General features: G+C 64.0%; 15 protein-coding genes and 1 pseudogene. 6 read left to right on the top strand and 10 right to left on the bottom strand.

Features of this window, described 5'->3' with window-relative positions:
- Window positions 1-88: 88 nt before the first annotated feature.
- Together J7I84_RS11885 and J7I84_RS11880 are read left to right on the top strand one after the other, a co-directional pair.
- A complete protein-coding gene (locus J7I84_RS11885) occupies window positions 89-826 on the top strand; it encodes a GAF and ANTAR domain-containing protein (RefSeq protein ID WP_214944749.1) in 738 nt (245 codons plus the stop codon).
- Window positions 827-1238: 412 nt separating this feature from the next.
- A complete protein-coding gene (locus J7I84_RS11880; RefSeq protein WP_214944747.1) occupies window positions 1239-2495 on the top strand; it encodes an acyltransferase in 1257 nt (418 codons plus the stop codon).
- On the opposite strand, the gene J7I84_RS11875 is transcribed toward J7I84_RS11880, so the two are convergent.
- Window positions 2439-3890: an FAD-dependent monooxygenase gene (locus tag J7I84_RS11875; protein WP_214944745.1), complete on the bottom strand. Its 1452-nt coding sequence runs from the start codon at window positions 3888-3890 to the stop codon at window positions 2439-2441. The two genes, J7I84_RS11880 and J7I84_RS11875, sit on opposite strands and share 57 nt — an antisense overlap.
- A gap of 189 nt (window positions 3891-4079) precedes the next feature.
- Between J7I84_RS11875 and J7I84_RS11870 the strand changes: the two genes are divergently transcribed.
- Window positions 4080-4415: a YciI family protein gene (locus tag J7I84_RS11870; RefSeq protein WP_214944743.1), complete on the top strand. Its 336-nt coding sequence runs from the start codon at window positions 4080-4082 to the stop codon at window positions 4413-4415.
- Entirely contained in the window at window positions 4415-5668 is a 1254-nt protein-coding gene (locus J7I84_RS11865) for an RNA polymerase sigma factor (protein WP_214944741.1), read from the top strand. Before J7I84_RS11870 ends, J7I84_RS11865 begins: the two co-directional genes overlap by 1 nt.
- Before the next feature lie 138 nt (window positions 5669-5806).
- Here J7I84_RS11865 and J7I84_RS11860 read toward each other — a convergent pair whose 3' ends face one another.
- Both J7I84_RS11860 and J7I84_RS11855 read right to left on the bottom strand, forming a co-directional pair.
- Window positions 5807-6541: a glycoside hydrolase family 16 protein gene (locus J7I84_RS11860; RefSeq protein WP_214944739.1), complete on the bottom strand. Its 735-nt coding sequence runs from the start codon at window positions 6539-6541 to the stop codon at window positions 5807-5809.
- Between the two features lie 849 nt (window positions 6542-7390).
- Complete coding sequence (locus tag J7I84_RS11855; RefSeq protein WP_214944737.1) at window positions 7391-8272, bottom strand: PrsW family intramembrane metalloprotease; 882 nt, start codon at window positions 8270-8272, stop codon at window positions 7391-7393.
- A 226-nt stretch (window positions 8273-8498) separates the two neighbouring features.
- On the opposite strand from J7I84_RS11855, the gene J7I84_RS11850 reads away from it, so the two are divergent.
- Entirely contained in the window at window positions 8499-8891 is a 393-nt protein-coding gene (locus J7I84_RS11850) for a GntR family transcriptional regulator (RefSeq protein WP_214944735.1), read from the top strand.
- On the top strand, window positions 8888-9970 hold the full coding sequence (locus tag J7I84_RS11845) for a DUF1648 domain-containing protein (protein ID WP_214944733.1): 1083 nt from the start codon (window positions 8888-8890) through the stop codon (window positions 9968-9970). The genes J7I84_RS11850 and J7I84_RS11845 overlap by 4 nt, the downstream gene beginning before the upstream one ends.
- A gap of 529 nt (window positions 9971-10499) precedes the next feature.
- Here the strand turns inward: J7I84_RS11845 and J7I84_RS11840 are convergent.
- The 7 genes and pseudogenes from J7I84_RS11840 to J7I84_RS11810 all read right to left on the bottom strand — a co-directional run bounded on the left by J7I84_RS11840 (window position 10500) and on the right by J7I84_RS11810 (window position 19161).
- Window positions 10500-12245: a DUF2334 domain-containing protein gene (locus J7I84_RS11840; RefSeq protein ID WP_214944732.1), complete on the bottom strand. Its 1746-nt coding sequence runs from the start codon at window positions 12243-12245 to the stop codon at window positions 10500-10502.
- A gap of 102 nt (window positions 12246-12347) precedes the next feature.
- Entirely contained in the window at window positions 12348-13535 is a 1188-nt protein-coding gene (gene wecB, locus J7I84_RS11835) for a non-hydrolyzing UDP-N-acetylglucosamine 2-epimerase (RefSeq protein WP_214944730.1), read from the bottom strand.
- Window positions 13536-13586: 51 nt separating this feature from the next.
- Window positions 13587-14237: a DUF1080 domain-containing protein gene (locus J7I84_RS11830; RefSeq protein WP_214944728.1), complete on the bottom strand. Its 651-nt coding sequence runs from the start codon at window positions 14235-14237 to the stop codon at window positions 13587-13589.
- Window positions 14234-15571 carry a glycosyltransferase family 2 protein gene (locus tag J7I84_RS11825; protein ID WP_214944726.1) on the bottom strand — a complete coding sequence of 446 codons (1338 nt, stop codon included), beginning with the start codon at window positions 15569-15571 and terminating at the stop codon, window positions 14234-14236. Before J7I84_RS11825 ends, J7I84_RS11830 begins: the two co-directional genes overlap by 4 nt.
- A 12-nt stretch (window positions 15572-15583) precedes the next feature.
- A complete protein-coding gene (locus J7I84_RS11820) occupies window positions 15584-15877 on the bottom strand; it encodes a hypothetical protein (protein ID WP_214944724.1) in 294 nt (97 codons plus the stop codon).
- Between the two features lie 1125 nt (window positions 15878-17002).
- A pseudogene (locus J7I84_RS21550) lies at window positions 17003-17134 on the bottom strand (helix-turn-helix domain-containing protein); the annotation flags it as partial.
- 542 nt (window positions 17135-17676) lie between these two features.
- On the bottom strand, window positions 17677-19161 hold the full coding sequence (locus tag J7I84_RS11810) for a dihydrolipoamide acetyltransferase family protein (protein WP_214944720.1): 1485 nt from the start codon (window positions 19159-19161) through the stop codon (window positions 17677-17679).
- Between the last annotated feature and the right edge of the window lie 2 nt (window positions 19162-19163).

The following is a 19163-nucleotide window of genomic DNA, read 5'->3' as shown; positions in this document are numbered from 1 at the left end:
CGCTGGGTGGAAGCTGGGCGAAGGCTGGCAACAAGGACAAATCAGGCACACCCTTGTGGGGGCTGGCCGCCGCTTCTACATTGAATGGATGGTGGACCAGGACAGGACAGACGACCTCGAAGAGCTTGTGGACCTCATCGCAGGCATGGAAGACATCAAATCCGTCCTCGATGACCTCACCGGGTATGCGGCGGCCACCATGACCAGCACCACGGGAGAACCCATTGAGTGCGCCGTAACGCTGCACCGCCGCAAGCGCACGGCCACCATCGGCGGCAGCAGCGGGAGGGCAGTGGTGCTGGACCGGATCGAACAATCACTGGGCGACGGCCCCTGCATCGAGGCCCTCGAAACCGGCGTTCCCGTCCTGCTCGACGACGTGTCATCGGACCTCCAGTGGCCTGAGTACCGCACGGCCCTGTCGGCCGCGGGCGTCGCCAGCACCCTGGGAATCCCGATGAAACTGCACGACGACGGCGGAGCGGTCCTCGATTTCTTCGCTCCCGTCAGCGGAGTCTTCAACGAGCAGGCCATAGCCGACGGGGTGAGGTTCGGCGAGATGGCGGGCAAGGCGCTCCGGCTGGCCGTGCGTATCGCGTCAGTGGAACAGCGCGCCGAGAACCTGAGGGCGGCGATGGATACCCGGACCGTGATCGATTTGGCCTGCGGGATCATCATGGCGCAAAACAAGTGCGACAAGGACGAAGCATTCGAGCTCCTCCGCAGTGCCTCCAACACCAGGAATCAAAAGCTCAATGAACTTGCCGAAGGACTGGTGAGCCGCTTTGCACGGCCGGAGGACGCGAAGGCGCACTTCGACGACTGAAGACTGAATGATGGCCCGGGGGCCAGCGACGCTGCTGGCCCCCGGAGGGAAAGACGGGATGTGGCCCACCCCCGAAAATTGGATACCCTGGGCCACATCCGCGTCGGCTTAGCGGACGTTTGCGCGCCTTGGGGGTGTTTGCCATCGGCTGGCCCGAGTGGAGGGGTGGCGGTGGAAAAAGATTTCCCTGGGCGGCAACAGAGGGGCCGCCTGCCTGACCCGGTGATCAGCTTAACAAACCCGTGCCTCTTGGCAATAGGGGGCTTTCCCGCATTTTTTGCTCAATTTTTCCCAATTAATGCATCCGTGGCGCCTGGCTGCCCTTGCCGGCCGTCAGGCAATAAAGGAAACACTGGGGTCTACAAAAGGGATAAGGGCGGGGCGACTGATAATATCGCAACGCTCCGAGTAGATGCTGCAGAAAGCCGCGCCCATGTTCCCATCCCGCCCTGCCCCTTTTGTATCCGGGCCGGCACGTCCGCGGCTGCTTCTTCTTGACTGTCTCCGGCTCGCGGCCGCCCTTGGGGTCGTCGCCTACCACTACACGGCAGTCTTCGGAGATCTGTTCTGGGGTGTTCCCTCGCGGGAGGTCTTTCCCAGACTTTCCGGAATTACCGCTTACGGCGCCATGGGTGTCCAGCTCTTCTTTATCATCAGTGGCTTTGTCATCCTGATGTCAGCCCACGGGCGGTCGGTTGGCCAGTTTGCCGCCTCGCGGATCTCGCGGTTGTTTCCCGCCTACTGGACAGCCGTCCTCCTTGCATCTTTTCTCCTGTTGGCCGTAACCCACGGGGACATGAACCACGTCAATTGGACTGACGCTCTGCTGAATTTGACTATGCTGCAGCAGTCCGTGGGCGTCAGTTCGCTGGACGGTGTCTTCTGGACGTTGTGGGTCGAACTGTTGTTCTACGTCACGATTGCCTTCTTCCTGTGGCGCGGAATGACCCATCAACGGCTGCTCGCGTTCGTCTTCCTGTGGCCGCTCCTTGGAATGTTGGCCATCCAGGCAGACTCCAAACTGCTTGAGGCTCTGCTGATCCCCGATTTTTCGCCTCTCTTCGCGGTGGGAATCGGCCTCTACCTGGTCCATTCACAGGGCCACAGCCTGGTCCGCTGGCTGGCCGTTGGTGTCAACACCTTGCTGGGTTGCCATCAGACAGCTGACAGGTTCCTCCCGGCCATGTCCCAAAGCACGGGCCATCCGCTTCCACCAGACACGGCGTGGCTGGTGATCCTCACCTTCGTTGCCGTCGTTTCGCTGGTCACCACCACGCCTCTTCGTCATGCGGGATGGAAGTGGATGAGCATCGCGGGAGCGTTGACGTACCCGCTGTACCTGGTCCACGAAATGTGGGGGTGGTGGATCATCAAGAGCCTGCATGTGGCCCTTGGGCCGTGGCCAACGGTAACCGTCGCATTAGCGTTCAGCCTCATCCTGGCGTGGCTTATCCAGCGGATGGTCGAGCGACGCTTCGCGGGCAGGCTGAAGAAGGCCGTGCTCCGCTCCCTGTCGCCGGAGCAGCCCGCCGCCGCAGCCGCCCAGCCGGGGCCCGCAGCTGTCCACCCATTCCCTGCGACGGCCGACCACCCCGTGGGTCAACTCAGTTCTTCACCGGCCCCCATTGCCGAACCACTTGGCGAGGGCCTCGGCGAGCCCGTTCGCTGAGCCCTCGCCCACCCAGGCCACGTAACCGTCGGGCCGCACCAGGACTGCCATGGGCGGAGCAACCGCACCCAGCACGGGAAGCTGCCACGCGCCGTCGTACGTTGCCCTGACGTGCTGCACGTACCCCGCCGAGGCGCCCACCTCCAATCGGGGGCCGCCGAACTCGAGCAGCAACGGGCGTGCTTGGTGCAGCAACTGGTACACCCGGACCGGGCCAGAAGCCGCCGAGATGTCCAGGTCGGGCATGCGGCGGCCCAGAAGGGGACGGCCGGGGCCCGGATCGTAGGCGACGTCGAGCCCGGTAATGAGCCCCGCAATGGGGGCGCCTGCACCGTCAGCGCGAAGCACTTCGGCGAGCAGGTCGCGAAGCGCCTCCTGCCGGGGGTCGGCCTTCTGGAAGAGGGACTGCGCCATGGTGTACTTCAGCGCCCGTTCCCCTGCCGGGTGGCGCTCAGCGTGATAGGTGTCCAGCAGGTCCCCACCGGAGACGCCCCGCAGCACCTGCCCCAGTTTCCAGCCGAGATTGACGGCGTCGTGCAGTCCCAGGCCGATCCCGAGCCCGCCCGTGGGTGAATGGACATGGGCGGCATCGCCTGCCAGCAGCACCCTGCCCTTCCGGTAGGACTCCGCCTGCCGGGTGGCGTCGGTGAACCGCGACAGCCAGGTGGGACTGTGCACCCCGAAGTCCGTCCCGAACACATCGTTCAGGGCCTGCCGCAGGTCCGTCAGGGTGGGCTCGGTGGCCGGGCCAAGGGAAGCTTCGGTCACCACCACCCGGACGGTGCCGTCACCCATCGGGTACAGCCCGTGGATCCCTCGGGCGTCCACCTTTCCCTGCTGGACGGGCTCCCCCGCCACCTTCACTTCTGCGATCAGGCTGCTCCGGGTGGCGTCCGGGCCGATCATTGGGATGCCCACAGACCGCCGCACCATGCTTCTCCCGCCGTCGGCGCCCACAACGTAGCGGGCCCGCACCGGACTGCCGTCGGCAAGCTGAACGTCCGCGCCGGCGTCGTCCACTGAAACTCCGGTGACCTCCACCCCGCGCCGGATCTGCACGCCAAGCTCCTCCACCCACTCAAGCAGCAGCCGCTCGATGTGGTTTTGGAACAGTGCCAAGGTGTAGGGGTGGCGTGTTGGCATGCCGCCAAGATCCAGCTGGGTGCCGCCGAACGTGGCGGTCTGCAGCGTCTTGCCCGCGGCGAGGAACCGGTCCGCGATGCCTCGTTGGTCCAGCAGTTCGATGGTGCGGGCGTGGATTCCACCACCGCGCGAGCCGGCCAGTTCCTGGGATGTGCGCCGCTCCAGGACAACGGCGTCCACCCCTGCCAGCCGCAGCTCCCCCGCCAGCATCAATCCCGTGGGCCCGCATCCCACAATCACTACGTGATGCATTTGTGACCCCATTCCCGTTTTGTTCGACCGCCAGTATGCGGCCGGATGGGGGCCTTGCGGCAAGGCCCCTGCGGCGGGGTACCTTGGAAATGGAGGGAATACTACGGCTGTTGTCGATTCCGCTTCCCCTGTGCGTCGTATTGGTAGAGGCTCGATGAAGGGCCCTTCATCACGGCAAAGGAGCATGACATGTCCAAGTACCTGATCCTGATCTATCAGGACGAATCGGTGGCACGGCAGGCCGAAGGGGAATCGATCAGCGCGGGCTACCAGGAGTTCCAGCAGCGCCGTGGCCCGTCCCTGCTCGGCGGAGCGGCCCTGCACCCCTCCTCCACGGCGACGTCGGTCCGCCGCGACGGGGCCGGCGGATTCCTGGTCACGGACGGCCCGTTTGCGGAGTCCAAGGAAACCCTGGGCGGCTACTACCTGATCGAGGCAGCCGACCTCGATGAGGCACTTGAGATCGGCAAGGAGGTTCCCGCCGGCGTCGGAGTCGAGGTGTGGCCCGTGCGGGTGGCCAACTGATGCCGCGGGCCGCCAGCGCGGAGGTTGCCGCAGCGGTGGCGGACGCGCACCGCCGCGAGTGGGCCTTCGTGCTGGCGGCCACGGTGCGGGTGGCGGGCGACATCGACACCGCCGAGGAGGCAGTCCAGGACGCCTACGCCAGCGCGCTGTCCAGCTGGGGCGGGAGCGGGATCCCCAGGAATCCGGGGGCTTGGCTCACGGTGGCGGCCCGGCGTCGGGCCCTGGACATGCGCCGCCGCGCGGCTACGGTTCAACGGTCGCTGCCCAGGCTGCTTGAGCCAGAGGAGTACGACGGCGGGCTTCCGGACTTCGATCCCGATGGCATTCCGGACGACCGGCTCCGCCTGATCTTCACCTGCTGCCACCCGGCCCTGGCGTTCGAGGCCCGTGTGGCCCTGACGCTGCGGCTGTTGTGCGGGCTGTCCACGGCCGAGGTGGCGCGGGCGTTCCTCGTGCCGGAATCCACTATGGCCGCCCGCATCACCCGTGCGAAGAAGAAGATCGCGGCGGCGCATATCCCGTACCGGGTGCCGCCCGCGTCGGAGCTGCACGAGCGTGTGGACGGGGTGCTGGCAGTGGTGTACCTGGTGTACACCACGGGGCACACGGCTCCGTCGGGCACGGAGTTGATGCGCCGAGACCTCGCCGAACGCGGGATGGAGTTGGCAAGGATGCTGCGCGTCCTGCTTCCTGCTGATCCCGCTGTCGCCGGGCTCCTGGCACTCGTTTTGCTCACCGAAGCCCGCAGGGATGCGCGGCTCGATGAGCACCATGACGTCGTCCTGCTGGAGCACCAGGACCGGTCCGTCTGGGACCGGCAGGCCATCAGTGAAGGTGCGGCGCTCCTTGGGGAAGCTTTAGCTGCCCGGCCGCCGGGGCGCTTCGCCCTCATGGCGGCCATCGCGGCCGTGCATGATGAGAGCAGGTCCTGGTCCGACACCGACTGGCAGGAGATCCTGGGACTTTATGACCTGCTGATGGAACGGTGGCCCTCCCCCGTGGTTCGGCTCAACCGGGCCATTGCCCTGGGCTTCGCCGCGGGATTTTCCGAAGGCCTCGCGGAACTGGATGCGCTCGGCGCCGAACCACAGCTGGCACGGTACCCGTACCTTGCCGCCGCTCGCGGGGATTTCCTGGTCCGGCTTGGCCGCGCCGAGGAGGCCCGGGTGGCGTTTGAGGAGGCCCTGATCCTCACGGACAACGACGCGGAGCGGCGCTTCCTCCGGGGCCGGCTGGACGAGCCGGCCGGGTGAGCTAAGCATCACTGCTGCCGGTGCAAAGGGGTTCCCAAGCAAAAGTTGGACGGACGACGGCGGCGCGCGGCCGCCGTCGTATGCGCAGCTTCACGGGCGAAGTCCCAGCCCCGGACAGCTGTGTCTTAGCCCAGATAGCTAGGTCTTTGCCCAGATGGAGACCCAGTCAACCAGGACGTGGCCTTTGGTTTGAGGCAGCGGACAAGTTGGTGAGCAGGACTCAGTCTGCAGAATGTAGTGCATAGGCTTGGTCGGTATGAACCTTGTGGAGACGCCAAGCGATTTTCCGTCAAGGAAGAACTCAATGCCATCGGCACGCCACTCGGTGGTGGCGATGTGCCAGTCACCGTATGGTTCGTTGGGTCGGAAAACGTCACTTTGGTGTTCGCCCGCCTCGACGCCATGCACGGCAGCGTAAATGACCTTTGACAGGTCCCCTTCGGGGAAGTCGATCTCTCCGTCCTGCGGCCACTGCTTGCTGTCTGGCCAGAGCAGCCACGCCAATTTGAATCCCGGCAGGACATCGGCTTTGAAGCGCACAGAGTACCGCCCGTACACCAGGCTGTTGAAGGGACGCTGACTGGCACCGCCGAGTTTGGGCGACGGAGCTGCACCCATTGCTACCCCGTCTTCCGAGTGCAGGTACATATCCAAAACGCCGTCATGGACACTTAAAACCTTCGAGGGGTAGTACCCGGAAGTCCGTGCGTCGCTGGGTTGCTGTTGGGCCGCTGTGTCCGGCGTCCCATCAATGTAGTTCTCGCTCCATCTCGGGCTGTAAACCGGGCCCGGAAAGGCGCCGACGCTGACATCTCCGCCGGTGAAGTCCTCCGAAAATACTTGCTTCCAACCAGGCAGGTCGGCGGTCGGCACGGTCTGGGAAGCCGCCGTGGGGTCTGGGGCTCGAGGAGGACCGGAAACTGCAGAGGAGGTGACGTCTCGAGAACGCTCTGGGGCTGCAGAGAGTTCTGACGCTTGGGAAGAATCGCCTGCCGTTGGCTCTGCAGTATCGGGGACCCTGCTTCCCGGATCAGCACCTGATGTGGGCCCTGAACCTGCAGGAGCCCTGAGGTCGCCACATGCGACAGCCGTCAAAGCCAGGACCAAGACAAGGACGATACTGCGGGCAACGTGCACGAATGTCTGCAAAGGCGTGCCTCCGTCCAAAAGAGTTATTGGATTCTACCGCTGGGTCCACCAAGCGGACACGGAAGCCGCGACGGGTGCTTGCATAGCTGTCCTCCCCCTGGATCCGCGGGGATGGGCAACCCTGCGCGGCATCCCCGTCCCCTGTTCGGTCCATCCTACGAGCGGCTCCGTCAACTGGCCATGAGTATCGGGTACTCATGTTTCCGGCCCCTCCCTCGGACCGGCTGCCGGGGGTACCTGTTTTTGCGTCAAACGCCGTTGAGAGGCCAGATGCGTCGTTACAATTGGCGATTGCCCGGGGGCGGGACCGGCTGGCTGACCGGTCAGGTAGTCCGCACACATGCCGGGTCAAAAGGGAAGGCCCCTCCTAGGAGGGGCCTTCAACGTAGTGGTCATTTGTCTTCTGGTTACGGTCAGCGGTGATGCACTCCCCCTTCCCGGACGCCCCCGGCGCCCATCCGGACTATGACGCGTTCCACTTTAGTTAGCTGCTGCCAGTGCGTAAAGACCCTAATGCGGAAAAGATTTCTAACGCGGGTGCGCTGTCGCTACTGGACCAGGTTGAGGGGCCGCTCAATTAGCCCGGAACCGGCGCCGCCGCAGGGTGACCCGGAGTGCGAGCAGCCCGATCACCGAAACGACGATAAGACCCACCACGTAGAACGTGGAGGACAGGGAGGCCACCTCGGCGTCGGTTCCCGGCCGGAGGAAGCCATACTCCAATGCAGGGATGGCATTCCCCGTTGCCACAAAGGCCAGCAGCGCGGCGATGCCGCCCATGGAATCCCAGAGGCCGTGCAGGATGGACACCCCGACGAAGGCGAACACAACGCCCCTGGTGAACCGGTACCGCCCGGCACCTGCGGCGGCACCGAACAGGACGGCCCCGAGCAGGGCCGTCCAGAGAACGTGGCCCACAGGCGTGAGGACGGAGCGCATTACCTCGGTCTGCAGCAGCGACGCCAGGTCGATGCCGCTGGTGGTCACGGCCGCATTGAAGGCATATCCGGCAGATTCAAACGCAGCAAACCCGGCTCCCACGCAGGCTCCCAGAAGGGCGCCCTGCGGGGCAGACTTGGGAACAACGGAGCGGCCGATCAACAGGAGGATCACTGCCTTGACGAACTCCTCGATGAAGCCAACGCGGAAGTAAATCCATGGGGACGCGTGAAGATCGGATTCCAGGAGTGACGCTCCCAGCACGCCAAAGACGCCGCCGAAGAAGAAGGCCAGGATCAGCTGGATGGGCGCGAAGGTGCCTGCCACGCGTTCGACGGCGAACAGCACCACACAGAACGGAACCAGGAAGCTTCCCAGCAGGATCAGCGTGGGGATCAGGTTCACATTTCCGGTGGCGCCGGTGACCACGATGGTAACCACCCACAGGCCAAAGCCGGCCAGCAGCGTCTTCCACCACCAGCCGTGGCGGTGGCCCCTGACAACGGTGTTAGTCATGCCGTTCTTCCCTTCCCTGCGAAGCTCCTAAGTGTGCCTTCGACCTGCCACCGCATCGTGAACACCCTGAAGGCTGCGGGAGCCGACAAACTAAGCATGCTTATTATTCTATGCGCAGATCGTCCTGGAAACCCGTTTGCATGAAAGATCCTTCCAGCGTGGATGCCCCCTTGGCAGGCAACTCCCTTTGTTCTATAACTAATAGAACAAAGGCGAGGAGCGGGCGTTGATCATCAACGTGGATCTGGCTGCCGAGGTCCCGATCTATCAACAGATCCGGGACCAGGTCGTGGAAGCGATCGCACACGGCACACTGACAGAAGGCAGCACGCTGCCGCCCATCCGCACCCTCGCCGCCGATTTCGGCATCAACTTCCACACCGTCAACAAGGCCTATGACCTCCTTCGCCAGGAGGGGCTGATCCGCCTCAGCCGCAAGACCGGGGCAGTGGTCACCGCGGCTGCCACGGACCAGTACCTCCCCTCGGACTGGACGGCAAAGGCCCGGACACTTCTCGCGGAAGCCGTGGCCAGGGGCATACCGGCTGATGACGTTCTCCATGCCTGCCGGACGCTGCTCGATTCATTTAGTGCCACCCAGCAGGAGGACAAGCCATGATTGTTTCCATCATTTTGGGTTTCGTGCTGCTGGGGCTGGTTCTTTTGCTCGCGCTCGTGCTGCCCTCAGTTACCAGCGGCACAGTTCCCTTCGGGGTCCGGATCCCGGCCCAGTACACGGCGAGTCCCGTGATAGCGGAGCAGGCCCGGGTATATCGGCGGAGGGTGCTGGTCTGCGGCGGCGTCGTTGCCCTGGGCGGAGTGGTCAGCGTCGCGGCGACCGGGCAACCGCTGCTGCTGCCCTTGTCCGTGCTGGTGCTCGTCGGCACCTGGTACGGCTGCTTCTTCCTGGCCCATCAGGAGATCCGGGCGGCGAAGGCGGCCGGCGGCTGGTTCGAGGGCCTGCACCAGGGCATTGCGGTGGACACGGAACTCCGGACCAATCCCCCGAGGTTCCCTTGGCGCTGGTTGGCACCGGCGGTCATCATCACGGCTGGAACGGCAGCCATCGGCGTCCTGATGTACCCGTCCATGCCCGAGAACCTCGCCGTTCACTATGGCGCGAACGGTGTGCCAAACCGGATGGAGGCGAAGGCGGTTGGCTCGGCCTTTTCGCTGGTCTTCCTGCAGCTGGGCCTCACGGCACTGCTGGCGGGCATGACGGCGGCCATCATTCGAAGCCGGCCGGATCTTGACCCGGCCCGCCCGACGGGTTCCGCACGCTGGGCCCGGCACTATGTGTCGGTAGGCGCCAAGGCACTGCTCGGGCTGGTGGCGATGATCGATCTCGGGCTGATGGGATCGTCGCTTTTGATGTGGACCGGAACGGTTACGCGGTGGGCACCGCTGGTTATCGTGGTCCCGGTACTGGCGTCCGTGGTGGCAACCGTCACGGTGCTGGCCAGGAACAACAGGGACCGCGCCGAGAACGGGGAAGAGACGGGCCTGACCCACCGCGACGATGACAGGTACTGGCGCGGCGGCCTGATCTATATCAACCGGGAAGATCCGGCACTTCTGGTTCCCCGCAGGTTCGGCCTTGGGTGGACCTTGAACTTCGGGGATCCCCGGGCGGCGATGCTGCTGGCCGGTGTCGTTGCCCTAATCGGACTGGTGATCACGCTCCGCTTCGATGGCTGAAGACGTGCGACGGCGGCACTCAACGGCTTGGCGGCGTCAGATGCTGGGGGCCAGCCACGCGTAACCTCCACATTCCATACGGACTGGCACCGATGGTGGAGGCGGCAGATCGGTGTGGATCTGCAAAGAGCCTTCGGCCCCCGTTGGCGAGTTAGGGGCTCGAAAGAAAGCCGCTTGCCCCTGAGAAGTGGGAGGGTACGCCGCTGCATCAGGGAGAGCATCGTGGGTGGAGACCGCACTTTGGACGTTGCCGACGCTGGAACGAGACCACGGGCATGCAATTTCCACGATGATTACGTCCTTCCCCTAGCGCTACGAAAGCGTAAGGAGGTTGTTTTGAAGTCCGCTCAGCGATCCCTACAGAACGGATAATATGACAATCCGATCAGGTCGAAATTGATCCCCTGCGATGATTCGATCGAGGGAGGTCCGGAACAGCGCGACGGCCGCGTGCTCGAACCGGGCGTGCTGAGAGGTGCGAGGGATATCCTTCATCGACGGCTCAACGAGTCACGAGGCCGCCCCTTCCTCACCTCAGGTCACCGACCGGGACGAACGTGTAGCCGAGATCCTTGATGCCGGTGACCGTCTGTTTGAGCAAGTCGAGGCTCAGGTAGGGATGGAAGAAGAAGCTGGCCGTGGACTCCCGGACGACCAGGTTCGCTTTGGCCCGGTCGATGATGTACTGCGGATCCCGGATGGCGTGGTTGTTCTGCTCCGTGACGGTGATATTGCCGAGGTTTTCGGGATACACCGTGGTGCCGTAGATGTCGTGGACGGTGTACGGGAACTGCTGGCTGTCGGACCGGGTGGTGATCTTCTTGCCCGAGATCATGCCGGTGTAGTAATCGGACTGTTCGTACCGTGCCTTGTACACCGCGGCGATCGCGGCATAGGCGTTGACGGATGCGGAGTAGTGAGGAGTCTCAAAAATCGTAGGTGCGCCCAGTCCGGCGTCGATCATCACCTGCCGGCCGTGTTCGATCCGGGCGACCTGCTGCTCGACACTGTCCTCCGGAACCGGGCCGATCTTGGTGATGTAGGAGTCGGCCTTGCACTCCCCGAATTTGTAGGGCGGCCGGTCGGTATCCGTGCAGCCGTACCGGTAGAACTCGTAGTCCTCACCCGATCTGCCGCTGTACGGGTTGTTGAACGTTCCGTACTGATGGGTGGTGCCGTGCTGGATGAGTGTTCCACCACGCGCTTGCATGTACTTCAGCGCCTCGACCACCTTCGGTCTGTCGAGCAGGCTCAGTCCGTACCAGCCGTCCTTGCCGGGGATGCGGGCCACCTGGACGGAATAGACAGCCACCTGGAAGGGCACCCCTGCATCGTGCAGGTAATCGGCCACCTTCCGCAGGTCGTTGGGATCGGCTTCGGGGCCTACATCCTCCAGGCGTAGAGCAGCTTGCCGCACGGGTTCCGTCCCCGGCGCGAGTAGGTCGTAGTAAAGATCCGAGAAGATCAGGTAGAGGTCGTTCTCGTCGATGTAATTGAGGGGCATCTCGGCCACATAGGTAAGGTTGCCTGAGCTTACGGCCCAGGCAAGTCCAGTCATCGGTGGTTCGCCGGAGACCTCACACGGAACAGGGTGCTGCGGGTCACCGCACACGATGGTCGCAAGGGTCCGGGCCTTTCCGGGCTCCACAATGCGCGGACTGTAGACGGTGTCGGAGTTAAGCGTGTTGCGGTGCACGGAACGGTCCTTGTACAACACGGATTTCACTTGGTCGTTGCTCACCTGCAGAGGGGCGGTGGGATCCCAGCCATAATGGGATACGAACTCCGCGACCGAGCCCGGCTCGTCTCCGACGAGGTTATCGATGTTCTGCTCCACCCAGAGCACGGGCACGGTGCCCTTCAAGACGTCGGTGAGGAAGGCCGTTGGCGGTGTGGCCTTGGAGTCCGTTCCGAGGTAGACGACGGCATCGAAGTCCTTCATCATGTCCGCGGTGTAGTCGCCCACGGCCGCGACCTTGGCCTCGCCGAAGTGCGTGGCCAGATTCCCAGCCTCAATGCCGTATAGTTCGGCGTCCTCCGAGGCGGTACCGGTGCCGTCGTAGAGCACGAGCGTGCGCTTCCCGTCCGGTCGGCCGAAGCGCGGCGAAAACGTGGCGGTCTTCACCGCCGATGCGTCGGCAACGGAGTTCGTCACCGTGGTGTAACGCTGCGCGAGTGGGGAGTTCTCTCCTTCGACGAGGCTGTCGTCGGTGAGGCCGAAGACCGCGCTCGCGGCGACCAGGGGCAGGGACACCAGGGCGATTATCCACCTCATGCGCCCTCTCTTGGACAACTCGTACTGCTTCTCCATGGATTTCTCCTTGAGGGTGCGGGTGACGGCTCCGCTCGCCGGCGCGGATTCCGCGTGTGGTGACTTTCAGGCGACGGGGACGGCTGTTGCCCAGTCCTGGAACTCCTGCACGGTGTCGTCGTGTCCGTAGTGGCGGGCCAGGGCCTGGACGGTCCGCTCGGCGGCGTGACCGTCGCCGTAGGGATTGAGCGCCCTCGCCATGCGCCGGTAGGTCCGTTCGTCCTTAATGAGGATGGACACCGCGTCCACGATCGTCTCCTCGTCCGTGCCGACCAGTTGCACGGCGCCCACGGCCACGGCCTCCGGCCGTTCGGTCGTATCCCGCATGACCAGCACCGGCTTGCCCAGCGAGGGCCCCTCCTCCTGCACTCCGCCGCTGTCGGTGAGGATGATGGAGGAGCGCTCCAGCAGTGCGCAGAACTGTGCGTAGGGCAGGGGTTCCGTAACCAGGACGTTGGGGCAATGCTGCACAGCAGGCAGGATCGCCTCGCGCACCAAGGGATTGCGGTGCGCCGGGAAGACGAAGTCGTGGTCCGGGTGCGCTGCAGCCAGTCGGGCGATCGCCCGGCCGACCTGACGCAGCGGTTCTCCCCACGATTCACGGCGGTGTGCCGTCACGAGCACCACGGGATGCCCCGTCGCCAGACGCGCGCCCAGTGCGGGGTCCTCGATCCTCGGCCGGGAGGCAACAGTGATGAACAAGGCGTCTATGACCGAGTTGCCCGTCACCACGATCGAGCCGGAAGGGACGTTCTCGTGCAGCAAGTTGTCCCGCGCGGCCCACGTTGGAGCCAGATGGAGGGACGCCATCTGGCCGGTGAGGCGACGGTTGATCTCCTCTGGGTAGGGCGAGTATTTGTTGCCCGTTCGCAGTCCCGCCTCGGTGTGCACCACCGTGACGCCGGCGTAGAAGGCCGCCAGGGACGCGGCGAAGGTGGTTGTCGTGTCGCCCTGCACCAGAACCGCATCCGGTCGGTCGTCGAAGACCTGAGCCAGTCCCTGCAGGGTCCGCGTCGTGATCTCGGTCAGCGTCTGACCGGCGGCATGAATGTTCAGGTCCTGGTCCGGGACGATGCCGAAGGCCTGATTGACCTGGTCCAGCATCTCGCGGTGCTGGCCCGTGACGACCACGCGGACCTCGAAGCGCGGGTCGTCGCGCAGTGCGATCACGAGAGGTGCCATTTTGATCGCCTCGGGCCGTGTGCCGTAGATCGCCATGACGGAGATGGGAGCCTTGGGGAATGAGTGAGACATGGGATTGCTCCTGGTGCGTGGGTGTTCTGGTTGAGAGCCTGAAGGCCCTGGTCAGCCGGAGGCGGCGTGGAGGATGTCCAGGTGGGTGAAGCGGACTCTTGCGTCCTCGGTGTACAGGCCGATGGTTCCGCCGCGGTACGGTCTTTCATCGTCTGTGATGGTCGCGAGCTCCCGCCCGTCGACGCTCACCGTCATGCGGGGCCAGTCGTGCTTCACTCGCACGCGGTAGTCCTGGCCGATAGGGAACTGCGGTTCCGCACCTGTGGTGATGAAGCGCTGGTTGCCGGGGTAGGCAGGGTCCTGCTTGGAGATCTCCCACCCGTTGGGCTTGAGTGCCACGGCGTAGAAGTGCTCGTCGTCGCGGAGGTTCCACAGCACCCAGCCCACTTCCCAGTCGTTCGGCGTGCCGTTTCGCACCTGAGCCTCGGTGTGCACGGTCACCTCGAAAGTGGGGTCCTTGTAGGAGCGGGTGGTGTGCACGAGACCGCCATGCGTGATGTCCGCGGAGGCGGCCGACTTGGGCTGGAGCACGACCTCGTCGTCATTGCCCGAGGCTTCGCCGTGGCCGGTGTACATCACCGTCCATCGTCCGTGGACCTCACCGTCCGACCATGGGCCGGTGTGGCGCTGACTAAGGCCGACTGGGACGGCGATGGCACCTACGAGAAGGATGGCCACGCCCAGAAAGAGTGCCGTCCTCATGCCGGTGCCGCCAGCGGATGGTCCAGCTCCTGCGTGGTCGGGTCCTGGTCGTCCGTGGTCCGGTCCGTCTTTGCCCAAGAGTTGCGGCCGGTGAGGGAGCGGAAAGCAGCTTTCCAACCGGCGACGTACCACAGGACGGCGTAGCCGACGTAGACGTGTAGGACCACGAGGGCCTTCAGCGGACCGAAGCCGTGACCGCGTTCCTGACGCCAGTAGACGGCCCCGAACATCAGTGCAGGTCCGAAGGCCGCGGCGTAAGCCGAGACCCACCACCACGAGAAGTGCAGAGACCCGGCTAACACACCAATGCCAATACTGACGATCCACAGCACGAAGGCGGCGCTGAGGAAGGAGGCGAGCAGGAGGAGGTAAGGGCTCGTCAGGTGATAGAGCAGGTCCACGCGGCGCGCGCCGGTCAGGTCCCGGAGCACCCAAGGGACCAGCGTCCAGGACTGCATGTGCCCCTGGAACCACCTGGTCCGTTGTTTGACCCAGCGCCGGGCGTCCACGAGACCCTGCTGGTGCACGGCCGAGGTGGAGCAGAATTCGATGTTCCACCCTCTGATCAGCAGCCGCACGCCGAGATCGAGGTCCTCGGAGAGGCTCCTGGACCAGGGCTCGGGGCCGAGGCTGTTGAGGGCTGAGAGCCGCACGAACTGCCCGTTGCCACCCAGCCCCACGCTCCCCATGTGCCGCCGACCGCGTTGGAAGACTTGTGTGTAAAGCACGAACTCGATGTCCTGCATGCGGGCCAGCAGGTTCTGGTGGCGGTTGTTGATCCGAACGCCGATCTGGACGGCGCCCAGCCGAGGATCGGCGAAGAGTGGCATCACCTCATTTAGGGACTGCGGCTCCATCCTCCCGTCGGCGTCCACGACGCAGACGACGACGTCCGAGGGGTCGGTGTAGGCGCCGAGCGCCCCGGAGCGGAGGTGTCGGATCGCTGCGTTCAACGCTTCACCCTTGCCCTGACGGGCGGTGGGCAGTCGGCGTTGCAGCAGTCTGACCCGGGGGTCGGGGTGCGCTCGCACGATGGCCGCTGTGCTGTCGTCCGACCCGTCGTCGATCACCAGGATCTGCATCTGTAGGTAGTCCATCTCCACGAGCCGATCGAGGCTTGCTGCGACAACCCGTTCCTCGTTGAGGCAGGGCACCACGAAGATGACGGCTTTCTGGGCCACGGTCGCGGGGAAAGTCATCGCTCGACGTCGCGTGTACGCCGGTTCGAACCGGGACAGCACGAGCATCAGCACGCCGTACAGAACCGACAGGAGCACCAGGCTGACGGCCAAGATCAGTACGAAGTCGACGCGCTGGCCATACAGAATCATCATGGTCTTTGTTCCCTACGCCCGTACTCCATGGCGGTCGCCCGCAGAGTCGATGCGCCGCAACAGTGCTGCGGACTGCGGAGCGCCGGATGCGGCTGGTACGTCGTGCGCGAGACGCTTGCGGACGGAGCGAGCCGTGCTCAGAAGGCCTGACACCACGACGGCACCGAGCATGAGGAGCAAGTAGGAGAGGAACAACGTCATCGAGACCATAAGCAGGATTCGTCCCACTTGATGGAGCGCCGACTGTGCGGCTTCTGCCGAAGTGGAGTCAAGAAACCCAGCCCCGCCCGTCACAAATGCACTCATATCAACCCCTCTGAGTTCGGGAGTGTTGGTCGTATTTTTTGCGAGGCGGTGCCGAGTGAGTCTATGAACACAAGGGCCACTGCTGGCCCAGCCTGCAACCCGATCGCCGGGTAGGGACAAAGGTAGCCGCACTCACCGCCGCGCGGTACTGAGTACTCCTCCGCTGCCACCGCCCCGTATACTCGCTTTTGTAACCTTCTCGTTATACGACTACTTGGTTTTCGCTTGGCATCAAATAGACGTGTTACTCGTGGTACAGATGACGATCAGACGAATTCCTAAAACGGTCATGGGAGATCCAAAACTTAATAGGAATCTGCCGAGATTTTCGAAAGCTCAGGCGAAGCAGACGCGACATATCTGATTAGAAATGTGACCACTGATCGAAAGGGCCGGGCGGGTCGGCATAATTGGCGGCTTTGCAGCACATCTTGAGCGGAGTGGGCTAGGTCCAAACGTCCCGTTTTAATGAGGGAGATCTTGGATTTGTCGCCAAAATGCTTCTCCGGCCACCTCGCCAGCTCACCCTGCTTGTGTTGCACCGTCGATGATGTTTCTTCGACGGGCCGGGCGGCCGAGCGGTTCCAGTTCTCCCTCAGAACTGCTGTAAGGTGGATCGCCGCAATCCACTCAAGGCGTGAATAACGTAGAAGACGTCCCCAGGTGCCACATTGGGGTCTTTGCAGTGCGACATAGTATTAGGGCCTCGGTTGTTTCGTACCACCAAAAGGGCTGGAGCCGGCCACGGTTACTTTGATCCGCCATTTTGCAGAGGACAAGCGCGGGCCCATAACCCATACTCTTCTCGAGAAACTAGGCAGAATTTCTCGAGGAGAGTGGTGCTGGGCCGTCAGCCGGACGGATCCGGCCGACGACAAGGTCAACCCGACATCCACCTACGCCTATAGTGCGGTCGATTACCGCTGCTGCTTACGCGTCCCCAGCACTTCAACTTATTCGAGCCAGCACCCCAGCGTCAGCAGCAGTCGTACACTGCAACGAGGAACGCACCCTTATCTGGGAGGTGAATCGAGAATTTGTCTGCTGTGCTATCCAGCCTTGGCCGTCAAGACAGATCTTAAACTTCACGTCCATCGCCGTGCCCGAAAACCGCACGAGCGTGTAGTCTGCAACGGCAGCCTCTGATATGCGGTACGTTCGGCCAAATCTGACTGCCTGGATTTCGTGATCCCTCATTAGACGGTAAACTGTAGCCTTGGACAAACGCATGGCGGCAGCGACTTCGGCTACGGTCAGGAAATTGACCGGTTCCTCTCATACATAGGTACTCCTCGCTGCGGCGAACCAAGGTCAACGAGTCGCCGAACCGAGCGCCAACCCTGCGAGAATCCCAGGTCAACCGTCTTGTCTGCGAAACTTTTCTGAAACTAATAATCCAGAACTTTCCCCCTAATTCGCCCTTATCGTTCCCAGTATTCGAGCAGGCAAATATTAGGGGGCCCACCTATAAGTTCATTTAGGTACCCACGGCCTGAGGGACTTCGGCCCGGGCATGATATGCATCTTCGCAGCACTTCCAGAGCCCGGTCCCCGCTGCGTACTTCCACACCGCAGAGACTTGCCTCTGACAACCCACACCATTCCCGCCTGTTTTCCGACCGTCACTATGCGGAGTACCTTGGAAGGGCAAAATTGCTCGGGCCGACGTTATGGGTCCTGACCTGCCGGGTCGGGCCCTGACCTGCCAGGGTAGTGAGGTCACCGCAAGCGATGGCAGCGAAAGCGGGGACCACGCATGACACCCCGGGACGGCCCCTGCCGGTAGCGAGGCGATGCCGCTATAATTCCGCCAGCAGTGCGCTCGGGTTCTCGATGGCGTCTGCCACAAAGCGGAGGAAGCCGCCGGCCGTGCCGCCGTCGCAGACCCGGTGGTCGAACGTCAGGGTCAGCTCGGTAACCTTGCGGACAGCCAACTGGCCGTTCACCACCCACGGCTTGTCGATGATCCGGCCAACGCCGAGGATACCCACCTCCGGGTGGTTGATGATCGCGGCCGAACCGTCCACGCCGAACACGCCATAGTTGTTCAGGGTGAACGTCCCGCTACCCAGCTCAGCCGGGGTCGCCTTGCCGTCGCGGGCCACCTGCGTCAGCCGGCGGATCTCCGCATCCAACTCCCTGGCGCTGAGCTTTTCGGCCCCGCGGACGGAGGGCACCACCAGACCGCGGTCCGTCTGGGCCGCGAAGCCGAGGTTGATTCCGTCGAACGCCACGATCTCCTGCGACCCGTCCTCCGCGGTTTCGATCCGCGTGTTCAGCTCCGGGTACTTCTTGAGGCCGGCGGTGACGAACCGGGCAATGAACGCCAAAAGGCCGGGAACCTCGGTGCCGTTCGTCTTAAGTTCCTCGCGCAGCTGCACCAGCGCCGTTGCGTCGACGTCCACCCACACCGTTGCTTCGGGGATCTCGGACCGGCTGCGCGCCATGTTCGCAGCCACCGCTTTGCGGACGCCCCGGACCGGAGTACGGGCGGAGACAGCAAGACCGGTGCGGGCATCGCGGCCCTGGGTTTCGACGGCCTCGGCGACCGAGGGCTTAGCCATTTCTCCAGGCCTGTCTTCGGGCGATGCCGCGGGGGCAGTTGTCCGGACTGCAGCCTCCACGTCCCGGCGCATGATCAGGCCGCTTTCGCCCGAGCCGGAGATGTCCCCGAGGTCGACGCCGTGCTCCCGGGCCATCCGGCGGACCAACGGCGAGATCACGGCCCCGAGCTTACCCGGCACGCGGGTGCGCAGGAGGGCGAGGTCGTCCTCAGTGGGCTTGGTCTCGGCGGGTTCAGCGAGGACGACGGCGGCCTTCCGGGCCCGGGTGCGCCGGGCAACGCCATGCCCGCCAGGAGTGCCATAACCAATCAAGACATTCCCGGAGCCGGCTTTTTCCTCCTCACGGTAGGCCTCGGCCTCCGTGGACACTGGCTTCGGCTCGGCCAACTCCGTCTCGGCTGGCTCAACCACGGGCTGGGCCGGCGAAGGGGCGGGGGCGGCATGATCCGCGGCGGCCACCGGAGCGGCGACAGAAGAAAGAGGCGTCACCGAGATCAGCGGCTTCCCCACATCCAGGGTCTCCCCCGGCTTCCCGTGCAACTCAGCCACGATCCCGGCGTACGGGGACGGCACCTCCACGGCGGACTTGGCGGTTTCAACCTCGGCGATCGGCTGGTCAATGGCTATTTCGTCGCCCACGGCAACATGCCAGGACACCAGTTCGGCTTCGGTGAGGCCTTCGCCCAGGTCCGGCAACAAAAAAACGCGTGGTTCGCTCATGG

The sequence above is a fragment of the Arthrobacter sp. ISL-85 genome, assembly GCF_018613675.1.
Lineage (GTDB): Bacteria > Actinomycetota > Actinomycetes > Actinomycetales > Micrococcaceae > Arthrobacter.
This window is presented reverse-complemented; position numbering and strand designations above follow the sequence as displayed.

Bases quoted from the DNA above. Each gene is read 5' to 3' on its own strand.
- J7I84_RS11875 (WP_214944745.1), bottom strand. From the start codon at position 3,890: ATGCATCACGTAGTGATTGTGGGATGCGGGCCCACGGGATTGATGCTG.
- J7I84_RS11865 (WP_214944741.1), top strand. From the start codon at position 4,415: ATGCCGCGGGCCGCCAGCGCGGAGGTTGCCGCAGCGGTGGCGGACGCG.
- J7I84_RS11885 (WP_214944749.1), top strand. From the start codon at position 89: ATGGTGGACCAGGACAGGACAGACGACCTCGAAGAGCTTGTGGACCTC.
- J7I84_RS11880 (WP_214944747.1), top strand. From the start codon at position 1,239: ATGCTGCAGAAAGCCGCGCCCATGTTCCCATCCCGCCCTGCCCCTTTT.
- J7I84_RS11825 (WP_214944726.1), bottom strand. From the start codon at position 15,571: ATGATGATTCTGTATGGCCAGCGCGTCGACTTCGTACTGATCTTGGCC.
- J7I84_RS11870 (WP_214944743.1), top strand. From the start codon at position 4,080: ATGTCCAAGTACCTGATCCTGATCTATCAGGACGAATCGGTGGCACGG.
- J7I84_RS11830 (WP_214944728.1), bottom strand. From the start codon at position 14,237: ATGAGGACGGCACTCTTTCTGGGCGTGGCCATCCTTCTCGTAGGTGCC.
- J7I84_RS11855 (WP_214944737.1), bottom strand. From the start codon at position 8,272: ATGACTAACACCGTTGTCAGGGGCCACCGCCACGGCTGGTGGTGGAAG.
- J7I84_RS11820 (WP_214944724.1), bottom strand. From the start codon at position 15,877: ATGAGTGCATTTGTGACGGGCGGGGCTGGGTTTCTTGACTCCACTTCG.
- J7I84_RS11810 (WP_214944720.1), bottom strand. From the start codon at position 19,161: ATGAGCGAACCACGCGTTTTTTTGTTGCCGGACCTGGGCGAAGGCCTC.
- J7I84_RS11845 (WP_214944733.1), top strand. From the start codon at position 8,888: ATGATTGTTTCCATCATTTTGGGTTTCGTGCTGCTGGGGCTGGTTCTT.
- J7I84_RS11840 (WP_214944732.1), bottom strand. From the start codon at position 12,245: ATGAGGTGGATAATCGCCCTGGTGTCCCTGCCCCTGGTCGCCGCGAGC.
- wecB (WP_214944730.1), bottom strand. From the start codon at position 13,535: ATGTCTCACTCATTCCCCAAGGCTCCCATCTCCGTCATGGCGATCTAC.